Below are 10,476 nucleotides of genomic sequence, written 5' to 3' on the forward strand. Positions count from 1 at the left end.
CGTTATTTGATGTGCCGGATGATACACCGCCATTCGGAGGGCGTTACCGGCGTGATGGAAAGGCGGTTTCCTTTCCGCAGGATCTGCATGTCGGATAGTTCGGGAATGGCGCGCAACTCGGCAAGCGTCATCAAGCGCGTCTTTTGCGTTGCGCGCACATCGACCAGCATCCAGCGCGGGTTCTCGCGCGTGGCCTTGGGATCGTAATACTTGCTCTTCGGGTCGAACTGCGTTTCGTCCGGATACGGCGTGCTGGCCACTTCGGCAAGCCCCGCAATTCCGGGCTCGTCACAACTGGAGTGATAGAAGAGGACGCCGTCGCCCACGCGCATGGCGTCGCGCATGAAATTGCGTGCCTGGTAATTACGCACGCCGAACCATGCGACAGTGCTGTCGCGCGCGGCAAGCGCATCGTCAATGCTTACTTCATCCGGCTCGGACTTCATCAACCAGTACTGCATTGCTGTTCCAAAAGTAAGTGCCAACGTCAATGATAAATGTTGCGCGCATAAAAAAGCGGCTGCACGAATGCAGCCGCTTCTCGAATCCAGTCCCGCCTGTGCCGTCTTTGCCGGCATCCCGAACCTTACGGTTCAAGGTGGTCACAGTTAGTTCAATTTCGGGTTCATCGGACTAGCGACGAAGCTCGCCCATCGAACAAAATCCCGCGACCTATGCTCATAAATGGTTCAAGGAATATATGGCAATCGCGAACACGGCAGGAGGCTTTAGAGTATCGCCAATCCCTTTTGATGTCAAAGACTTTGCGGAAAATTTCCGATTGTTTTTGTTGATCTAAAAAAGGTTTTCCTGAGGAGCAAGAGCGGCGTCGAGCACAGTGTGCATGGCTGCGATTTTCTGCTTGACCTCCGCAAGCGTCATGTCCGCAAACGGACCTTCCGCCGATTTCGATGCAAGCAATTCCGCGGCAATGCCGAGCGCGGCCATGACGGCGATGCGGTCCGTGCCCTTCACCTTGCCCGCATCGCGGATGTTGCACATGCGGTCGTCGAGGTAGGCCACCGCCTGCTTCAGCGTCTCATCCTCGCCCTCCTTGCATGCAAGGCGGTAGGGCTGACCCATGATGGTGACGTCGAGCTGGATCATGCGGCCTCCTCATCCTGTTCGTCGGCAGCCGGGATCTTGTCGAGCAGGGCAGACACGCGCTTGTAGGCTTCCTCGATGCGCTTTGCCAGGTCTGCATTTTCTGCAGTGAGCGAAGCGAGCGACAATCGCAAGTCGGCGTTCTCGCGGCGCAATCCCTGCGCCAGTTCGGCCAGCTTGGCGATTTTTTCGGAAAGTTGATGAAAATCGGAAATCATGGCGTCACTATAGTTGGGCAATCGAATTTCCGTCAATAGATTCAACCACTTGGGGATGTTTTTTGAAGACAGCTCTCATTTGGAAACTGCAACTTCCCCTATTCATGGGAATCGCATTCCTTTGATGTTGGCCACTTGCATGCCCTTGTGCGACTCAATACAATCAATTCACATGGGGCGGTAGCTCAGCTGGGAGAGCGTCGCGTTCGCAATGCGAAGGTCGGGAGTTCGATCCTCCTCCGCTCCACCATCCTCGATGCACATCTGGCAACACACCTGCCAACCGCGCCGTCGGCCCGCCAGCATCGGAACTCATGCTTCTTCCGCAGCATCCATTCCATGAACGAACACGCGACGCCTCCAGACAGGTGCAAGGTTTGACGATGGGCGCGCCCCGCCGTTCAAGCGCGGCGCAGGCAACCTCGCGTTTCTGTATGATAAGCCGTGACCCTGCCCGATTCTCGCAGGCGAAATACCAGCGCATAACAGGCCACAGGCCGGAGAAAAAATGTTTAAAGACCTGAGCATTCAAAAAAAACTCTACGCCGGTTTCGGGGCCATCATCGTCATCCTCCTGACGCTGCTCCTTGCAAGCTACAACAGCTATTCCAATCTGGTCGACGCGAATCGGCTGGACCGCCACACGCAGCAAGTCCTCCTGGAAAGCCATGCGATCGAGACCTCGCTCCTCGACATCCAGGCCGAATACCGCGGTTTCCTGCTGACGGGCAACGAGCGCTTCCTGAGCCGGATCGATGAAAATGAACGGGACCTGAAAAGCGTCATCCAGAGCGTGCGCATGCTGACGAGCGACAACCCCAGGCAGCAGGAACGCATCAAGACCATTGAAGGGCTGACCATCAAATGGCAGGACGAAGTTGTTCATCCTCTCATTGCGAAGCGCCGCGACCTGGGGCGGAGCGGGACCGCCGCAGATCAGGTGGCACGAGAGCCGCTTGTCGGTCAAGGATTCGGCCAGGTGACAGCGATTCACACCCTGCTGACGGAATTCAACGAAGAGGAGAACCGTCTCCTCGCAGAGCGCGCCAAACACGCCAACACGTCGACCAGGAACATGCTGATCCTTCTGGTCGGCGGCGGCATTGCATGCGTTCTGTCTGCGATGCTGATTGCGTTCCTGCTGGCCCGGGCCGTGCTGCGGCCGATCGGCATCCTGACGACGACCATCGGCGAGCTCGCGCGAGGCAACCAGTCGGCGCGCGCGGAAGTGTTGAGCAAGGATGAGTTTGGCCAGGTCACCGCGGAAATCAACCGCATGGCGGCGGCGGTGCAGGAAGCGCTGCAGCGCGAACAGGCGCAGACCGATGACCTGCGGAGCAAAGTCGACTCCCTGCTTGACGTCGTCCTCAAGGCGGCCGCCGGCGACCTCACCGGCAAGATCACGGTATCGGGCAACGATGCGATCGGCAGGCTGGGCAACGGGCTGTCCACGATGTTCGACAATCTGCGTACCCTCCTCAATCGTGTGCAGAAGGCGGGCATCCAGGTCGCGACCTCGACCAACGAAATTGCCGCCTCGGCGCGTCAGCAGGAAGCGACCGGCGTCGAACAGGCGCAGACCAGCGTCGAGGTCCTGAGTACGACCAAGGAGATCTCGGCCAATACGACGCAACTCCTGAAGGCGATGGAAGAAGTGACGCGTGTTTCGGAGTACACGACGTCAGCAACGACAGACGCCCAGAACAATCTCCAGCGCATGGATACGACCATGCAGCGCATGGTGAGCGCGACGGACGCGATCAACACGAAACTCGCCGCACTCTCGGAAAAAGCCAGCAACATCAACAACGTTCTCACGACCATCACCAAGGTGGCCGACCAGACCAACATCCTGTCGTTGAACGCCGCCATCGAAGCGGAAAAGGCCGGCGAGGCGGGACGCGGATTCTCCGTCGTCGCCACCGAAATCCGCCGCCTCGCGGACCAGACATCGATCGCGACCTGGGATATCGAGCAGATGCTGAAGGAAATGCAATCCGCGGTATCGGCCAGCGTGATGGGCATGGACAAGTTCTCGGACGAGATCCGGCGCAGCGTCTCGGAGGTCAGCCAGGTCAGCGGACAGTTGACCGATGTCATCGGGCAAGTGCGCAACCTCACGCCGCGCTTCGACATGGTCCTCGAAGGCATGCAGTCGCAAGCCATCGGCGCCTCGCAAATCACTGAAACCATGACCCAGCTGAACGAAGCGACGCAGCAGGCCGTCGACGCGCTCAGGTCGACGAGTGAAGCCGTGCAGCAGTTGCAGTACGCGGCGCAGGATTTGCAGGCGGGCGTATCCAGTTTTGCTGTCAGCATGTAGCCATGCAGTTCCTTGTTTTCCATCTCGGCAAGGACCGCTACGGATTGAGCACGCGGCATGTGACGCGCGTGCTTCCGCTGATGGAACTCAAGCAGATCCCCGGCGCCCCGGGCTACGTTGCCGGGCTGATGAATTTTCACGGCGACCCGATCCCCGTTATTGATATCTGTGCGCTGGCGTCAGGAGCGCCATGCACGCCGCACTTCGATACCCGCATTCTTCTGGTCGACTACTGCGCCGAAGAGGTCTGGCATATGCTGGGGCTGATCGTTGAACGGGTGGCGGGAATAAGGAATATCGACCCGGAAATTTTTTTCGAGTCTGGCATACACACATCGGATACGCCGTTCCTGGGCAAGGTGGTGTCGGATGAAGGCGCCATTCTCCAGCTCATCAATGTCGAGCACTTGCTGACAGCCGACGCGCGCGCCATCCTGTTTCAGAACCGCCGCGAGGTGGCACGATGACGGGCGAACACATTCTACGCATGCTGCGGCACGCCACTGGACTCGACCTTTCCCTGGAGTCGGTGGAAAGCGCCGTGCGCAAGCGCATGAAGCAGCGCCATATGCGCGAGATTTCCTCTTATGAAGCGGAGGCCGCCAGAAATCGGGAAGAACTCGACGCCCTGATCGATCTGGTCGTCGTCCCCGAAAGCTGGTTTTTCCGTGATGCCGAAGCATTTTCCGTCGCTGCCCAGTTTGCACTGGACCGGCATGCGGCAACCGGCGGTCCGGTCCGCATTCTCAGTGCGCCTTGCGCAAGCGGGGAAGAGCCCTACTCGCTGGCCATCGCTCTGCATTCTGCCGGGATGCGGCAAGACAGTTTTGTGATCGACGCGATCGACGTCAGCCCGCAAGTGATCCGGCGTGCGCAAAAGGGCCACTACTGGCGCAATGCGTTTCGTACTGCCGATCTCGGATTCCGCGAGCAACACTTTATCCAACACGGTGACAATTTCGAGCTGGCGCCGGACGTCCGCAGGCTGGTCCGCTTCCGCTGCGACAATCTGCTGACGTTCGACCCGCCCGATGGAAAAACCTACGACATTATCTTCTGCCGCAACCTGCTGATCTATTTCAATGAAGAGACACAGGCTGCCGCCCTGCGCAAGCTGCGCACCCTGCTCGATGACGAGGGACTGCTGTTTTGCGGCTATGCGGAAACGACCACGTTCTGCCTGAACGATTTCTCGCGCGCCCCCTATGCGAACGCCTTCGCGGTGCAGAAGAAGAGACGCACCGTTGCATCGCAAAAACCGATTACCGGCGCCCCCTTCCAGCATCGTCGCGCGTGGCCCGTCACGGGAACGCCCACGCTCCCACGGCCGGCCGCCGTGCTTCAGCCGGAGAATCGCAGCGCGGCTGCGGAGAAGGAAGATCCCGACGCGCTGTTCAGGCGCGCCAGGCAGGCAGCCGACGTAGGCGGACTCGAGGAAGCGGCCCAGGCCTGTCGCGCGTATCTCGGACTGGTCCCTGATTCCGCGGAGGCGCACTTCATGCTCGGCCTCCTGAGTGAAAAGCATGAAGACGACAAGGAAGCGGTGGAGTTTTTACGGCGCGCGATCTATCTGGATCCCAACCACTACGAGGCGCTTTGCCACCTCGCGCTGCTGGCCGAACGCCAGGGGGACATGACGAAGGCGCAGGCCTACCGACAACGCGCGGCACGTGTGTTCGGGCGTCGATCCGGGGAGCGTGAACAATGACAGAATCGATTGGGCGGCCCGTATCGGATTGCTGGAACCGCGTGGGCGTGCGCGGCGACCGCAGCTGCGAGAAGCTCGCCACTCACACTCACTGCCGCAACTGCGACGTTCATGCAGCAGGCGCACGGTCGGTCATGCAACGTGCGCTTCCGGCGGGATACCGGGAAGAATGGGCCGAATACTTTTCCCGCGAGGAATCCGAGCAGGTTGCGCTGGACCGTTCCGCCCTGGTCTTCCGGATCGCGAGCGAGTGGCTGGCCTTTCCTGCCGCACTCGCGGTGACCGTCGCCGAGATAACGCGGCCCCATCGTCTTCCCCGCCGCAGCGGCGGCGCACTTGACGGGATCGTGAACATCAAGGGGAAGCTTTATCCCGCCATGTCGCTGGCCGCACTGCTATCGATCTCCGGCGACCATCCCATCCACGAGGACCGGCGCCGTGTTTATCCGCGCCTGGTCGTCATGGAACTGGGTGGACAGCATTTTGCGCTGCCGGTGGATGACCTTTACGGCATCCATCGCTATGCGGGTTCCGACGTGCAAGCGGTGCCCACCACGGTCAGCAAGGGACTGCAGCGTTACCTGACCGGCGTGCTCGCCGTGGGCGAAAAACGGATCGGCTGCCTGGACGCCGACCTGGTCGGGTTCAATTTTGCGAGCGCCCTCCGATGAACGGAAGCGACAACAAGGACTACAGCGGCTTCTCCCTGCTGGAACTGTTCCGCAGTGAAGCCGAGAGCCAGGTGCAGGTGCTGACCGAAGGCCTGCTCGCGCTCGACCGCAATGCACAGGACCTGGCGGCGATTGATCCTTTGATGCGCGCCGCGCATTCCCTCAAGGGGGCAGCGCGTATCGTCAACCTGGATGATGTGGAGCGCCTGGCCCACGCCATGGAAGATTGCTTCGTTGCAGCACAAAAGGGCAAGCTGAGACTGAGCAAGCAGCGCATCGACCGACTGCTTGCCGGGATCGACCTCATCAGTCGCATTTCGTCCCTGACGGAAACGGAAGCACCGGCCTGGCTGGATTCCAACGCCCTGAAAATCGGCGAGGTGCTGGTGGGCGTCTATGATGCCGCCGACCCGGCCAAGCTGAATGCCGAAGAACCCGCGGCGCAGATAGTCGTCGCGCAGTCGGCGCCGATCCGGCGCGAGGAAGTCGTGGAACCGCCAAGCGTGCGTGATGAGCAGGTGCTCAAGGTCAACGTCCGCAACTTCGACCGCCTGCTGTCTCTGGCCAGCGAGTCGCGGGTAACCGCCAATGCGCTGGAACCGTTCCTGCAAGCGATGCGGCATTTCAAGAAGAAGCAGCAGGAGATGTTTTCAGCCCTGGACCAGCTGGCTCAGGAGATGGCACTGGCAGGGGCGGACGAACTGCTCAGGGAAAAAGTCCAGTTCATCCGGCACAAAGCCGATCCCCTCAAGCATGCACTGGTCGAACGCCTGGCCGACATGGAAGCCTACGAACGCCGGCTGGTAACGGGAACGCAGGAAATTCTCGACGAAGTCCTGACGCTGCGCATGCGGCCGTTTCGCGATGGCGTGCAGGCATTCCCGCGCATGGTGCGCGATCTTGCGCGCAGCCTGGGCAAGGATGTGCGCCTGGAGATTCTGGGCGAAGACACGCTGGTTGACCGCGACATCCTTGCGCGCATGGAAAGTCCGCTCAATCACATCCTGCGGAATGCAATCGACCACGGCATGGAATTGCCGGAGGAGCGGCGTGCCGCGGGAAAACCCACGGAGGGAACGATCCGGCTGGAGGCACGGCACAGTGCCGGCATGCTCGCCATCCAGGTGAGCGACGACGGGCGAGGCGTCGCGCCGGAGCGCATCCGGGACAAGATCGTCGAGAGGAAGATGGCGACGCCGCAGATGGCAGCGGAAATGAGCACCGATGAACTGCTCGATTTCCTGTTCCTGCCCGCGTTCAGCCTGAAGGAGTCGACCAGCGAGGTATCGGGACGCGGTGTCGGCCTCGACGTGGTGCATGCGACGGTGCGCCAGCTTTATGGCGCCATCCGGCTGGAGACCGAGCCCGGCAAAGGATTCCGCACCCATATCACCCTGCCGCTGTCGCAGTCCGTCGTGCGGGTCATCGTTGTGGAGATCGCAGGCGAAGCGTATGCCGTACCGATCGCCAAGGTCGAGCGCATCGTCACGGTCCTGCCGGAAGAGATCCATGTGCTGGAAGACCGTCAATTCTTCACCATCGACAACGCGCATGTCGGCCTGGTCTCGGCCGCCCAATTGCTGGAACTCGACGCGGCGCCTCCGCCGGCTGCCACGCTTCCGGTCGTTATCATCGGGACGGCTCAGCGACGCTATGCGCTCGCCGTCGATCACATCGTTGGCGAAAAGAATCTTGCGGTGCAGCCCATCGATGCAATCTTTGGCAAGGTGCGCGACATTTCCGCCGCAGCAGTGCTCGATGACGGCACGCCCGTACTGATCCTCGATATCGCCGACTTGCTGGTCAGCATCGACAAGCTGCTCAGCGAAGGCGGACTGCATCGCCTGCCCGCAGGCGACGCAGCAACCGCAGCGTCGAGGGCGAAACGCATCCTGGTCGTTGACGACTCGCTCACCGTACGTGAAATGGAACGCAAGCTTCTGCTGTCGCGCGGCTTCGAAGTCGTCGTGGCCGTGGACGGCATGGATGGCTGGAACGCCGTGCGCAGCAGCGACTTCGACCTGGTCATCACCGATGTCGACATGCCGCGCATGGATGGCATTGAGCTGGTGACTTTGATCAAGAAGGATGGCCGCCTGCACAACCTTCCCGTCATGATCGTATCTTACAAGGATCGTCCGGAGGATCGGTCGCGCGGCGTGACGGCCGGCGCCGACTATTACCTGACCAAGGGAAGTTTCCACGACGAGACCCTGCTCGAAGCCGTGTTCGACCTGATCGGAGACCCTGGCGCATGAAATTAGCGATCGTCAATGACGTGCTGTTGATAACGGAAGCCTTGCGGCGCGTGGTCGCCAACACGCAGGAACACGAAGTGATCTGGACCGCGAGCAGTGGCGAACAGGCAGTACAGTTCTGCGCCGAGAACAGGCCGGACCTGATCCTGATGGATCTCATCATGCCAGGCATGGACGGTGTCGAAGCGACGCGGCAGATCATGCAGCAGACGCCGTGCGCAATCCTGATCGTGACCGCTTCTCCCGAGGACAACACCAGCATGGTCTTTCGCGCACTGGGCGCCGGTGCGCTGGATGTGGCGGCGACACCGGTCCTGTCCGGCAGCGCTGCGTCGGATGCGACCTTGCTGGCCAAGATCAAGACAGTCGGCAGACTGATTGCGGCGGACCTGCCGGCGAATGGCGCTGCCGCGAAAGTATCGCCTTCGTATTCCGCCGCACCAACGCAGCAGGAAATCGATACGCTGGTCGCGATCGGCGCGTCGACCGGCGGTCCGATCGCACTCGCAAAAATCCTGAGGACCTGGAAACCTCCCGCCAATGCAGCGGCGGTCATCGTGCAGCATATCGACCAGGCATTCTCCAGCAGCTTCGCCAGCTGGCTGGCTTCGCAGATCGACTTCCCGGTGGACGTCATCGAGGATGGCGGCCAGCTTCAGCCGGGACGCATCTTGCTGGCGAAGACGAATGACCACGTCATCCTGGATGACAATCAGCGGCTGCGATACCGGGCGACACCGGTCAATTATCCGTATCGCCCGTCGATCGACGTGTTCTTCCACTGCGTGGCGCAGCATTGGAAAAAGAAAGCCGTCGGCATCCTCCTGACTGGCATGGGCCGCGACGGCGCGGCAGGATTGCTCGCCATGCGGATGGCGGGCAAGCTGACGATTGCCCAGGATCAGAAGACGAGCGCCGTGTACGGCATGCCTCGCGCGGCAGCAGAAACCGGCGCGGCGGAAGTGATCCTGCCGCTGGAAAAAATTGGCACAATACTGAACACCAAGGTAAAGAAAACTGCCTGACAGCATGGCACGAGAACTGACGGGCGCCCGCGTACGTAGCGGCGGCCGGGTATCGGCCGGTTCGCAAGACAAGAAACGCAAGGGAATCATGGTCATGACTGACCAAACGCAGCCGGCCGGTCCGGCACGCATCACAACGCCGCAGAAAACACGTGTCCTCCTGGTCGATGACCAGAGGATCATCGCCGAAGCCGTGAGGCGCCTCGTCCATGCAGAGCCGGACATCGAGTTCATGTCCGTTCAGGACCCGCTCGCTGCAGTGGCAACAGCCCAGGCGTGGAAACCCACAGTGATCCTTCAGGACCTCGTCATGCCGGACGCAGACGGTTTCGCTCTGGTGAAGCAGTTCCGCAGCTCCCCGGAAACATCCGATGTGCCGATCATCATGCTGTCCTCGAAGGAAGAATCAAGCCTCAAGGCGCAGGGATTTGCCATCGGCGCCAACGATTATCTCGTCAAGCTCCCGGACCGCATTGAATTGCTGGCACGTCTGCGCTACCACTCCAGCGCCTACCTCAGCCGGCGCGAACGGGATGATGCGTTTCGTGCATTGCGCGAAAGCGAGCAGCGTCTCGCGGAAGCAAACATGACGCTGCAACGGCTCGCAGAGCTTGACGGGTTGACCGGCATCGCCAACCGGCGCCGGTTCGACGAAATTCTTTCTGCGGAGTGGCACCGCGCACAGCGTCACCAACGACCGCTCTCGCTGCTTCTGTGCGATGTGGACTACTTCAAGCTGTACAACGACACCCACGGACACCTGGCCGGCGACGAATGCCTGCGGGAAGTGGCCGCGATACTTGGCAAGAGCACGCGGCGTCCCGCTGACCTCGCCGCGCGATACGGCGGCGAGGAATTCGCGTTGATCCTGCCGGAAACGGATGCCGACGGCGCGGTGGCCGTCGCAGAGGCATGCCGCGGCACGGTGGAAGCACGGGCCATTCCCAACCAGGCCGCGCCGACCAGGATCGTTACCTTGTCCATTGGCATCGCAAGCATCGTTCCCGCCCCAGGGGCGCGCCAAGCGGATCTGATCGGCGGCGCGGACAAGGCGTTGTACAAGGCCAAGCACCTCGGCCGGAACCGGAGCGCACTCCAGTAAGGAAGTGTGTCCCGGTGAACTTTGTTCCTCGCAGGGCCTCTTATCAAGCAGTCAATCAGCCTGTTCC

10 protein-coding genes, 1 tRNA gene and 1 other RNA gene are annotated in these 10,476 nt (G+C 61.0%); 8 read left to right on the forward strand and 4 right to left on the reverse strand.

The window, feature by feature from the left end; translation table 11 throughout:
* Nucleotides 1–2: 2 nt before the first annotated feature.
* From ACNOHI_RS17065 to ACNOHI_RS17080, 4 genes are all read right to left on the reverse strand, one after another.
* A complete protein-coding gene (locus tag ACNOHI_RS17065; RefSeq protein ID WP_420475890.1) occupies nt 3–461 on the reverse strand; it encodes an EVE domain-containing protein in 459 nt (152 codons plus the stop codon).
* Nucleotides 462–546: 85 nt separating this feature from the next.
* Nucleotides 547–728: non-coding RNA, 6S RNA (gene ssrS / locus ACNOHI_RS17070), on the reverse strand.
* A gap of 67 nt (nt 729–795) precedes the next feature.
* Complete coding sequence (locus ACNOHI_RS17075; protein ID WP_420475891.1) at nt 796–1,107, reverse strand: cell division protein ZapA; 312 nt, start codon at nt 1,105–1,107, stop codon at nt 796–798.
* The gene (locus ACNOHI_RS17080) at nt 1,104–1,343 is read right to left on the reverse strand and encodes a DUF904 domain-containing protein (RefSeq protein WP_420475892.1); all 240 of its coding nucleotides are present in this window, start codon (nt 1,341–1,343) and stop codon (nt 1,104–1,106) included. The genes ACNOHI_RS17075 and ACNOHI_RS17080 overlap by 4 nt, the downstream gene beginning before the upstream one ends.
* Nucleotides 1,344–1,496: 153 nt before the next feature.
* Here ACNOHI_RS17080 and ACNOHI_RS17085 point away from each other — a divergent pair.
* From ACNOHI_RS17085 to ACNOHI_RS17120, 8 genes are all read left to right on the forward strand, one after another.
* Nucleotides 1,497–1,572 (forward strand) — tRNA-Ala (locus ACNOHI_RS17085).
* Between the two features lie 258 nt (nt 1,573–1,830).
* Nucleotides 1,831–3,645 (forward strand): methyl-accepting chemotaxis protein, encoded by a 1,815-nt coding sequence (locus ACNOHI_RS17090; RefSeq protein ID WP_420475893.1) that lies wholly within the window; start codon nt 1,831–1,833, stop codon nt 3,643–3,645.
* Between the two features lie 2 nt (nt 3,646–3,647).
* Nucleotides 3,648–4,112 carry a chemotaxis protein CheW gene (locus ACNOHI_RS17095; protein ID WP_420475894.1) on the forward strand — a complete coding sequence of 155 codons (465 nt, stop codon included), beginning with the start codon at nt 3,648–3,650 and terminating at the stop codon, nt 4,110–4,112.
* Nucleotides 4,109–5,353, forward strand: coding sequence for a CheR family methyltransferase (locus ACNOHI_RS17100; protein ID WP_420475895.1), 1,245 nt, complete (start codon nt 4,109–4,111; stop codon nt 5,351–5,353). Before ACNOHI_RS17095 ends, ACNOHI_RS17100 begins: the two co-directional genes overlap by 4 nt.
* Nucleotides 5,350–6,024 (forward strand): chemotaxis protein CheW, encoded by a 675-nt coding sequence (locus ACNOHI_RS17105; protein ID WP_420475896.1) that lies wholly within the window; start codon nt 5,350–5,352, stop codon nt 6,022–6,024. The genes ACNOHI_RS17100 and ACNOHI_RS17105 overlap by 4 nt, the downstream gene beginning before the upstream one ends.
* A complete protein-coding gene (locus ACNOHI_RS17110) occupies nt 6,021–8,282 on the forward strand; it encodes a hybrid sensor histidine kinase/response regulator (protein ID WP_420475897.1) in 2,262 nt (753 codons plus the stop codon). Before ACNOHI_RS17105 ends, ACNOHI_RS17110 begins: the two co-directional genes overlap by 4 nt.
* Nucleotides 8,279–9,307, forward strand: coding sequence for a chemotaxis-specific protein-glutamate methyltransferase CheB (cheB, locus tag ACNOHI_RS17115; RefSeq protein WP_420475898.1), 1,029 nt, complete (start codon nt 8,279–8,281; stop codon nt 9,305–9,307). The genes ACNOHI_RS17110 and cheB overlap by 4 nt, the downstream gene beginning before the upstream one ends.
* Nucleotides 9,308–9,401: 94 nt before the next feature.
* Nucleotides 9,402–10,409 (forward strand): diguanylate cyclase, encoded by a 1,008-nt coding sequence (locus ACNOHI_RS17120; RefSeq protein ID WP_420475899.1) that lies wholly within the window; start codon nt 9,402–9,404, stop codon nt 10,407–10,409.
* Nucleotides 10,410–10,476 lie beyond the last annotated feature (67 nt).

This window comes from Noviherbaspirillum sp. ST9 (assembly GCF_048799745.1).
Lineage (GTDB): Bacteria > Pseudomonadota > Gammaproteobacteria > Burkholderiales > Burkholderiaceae_D > Noviherbaspirillum.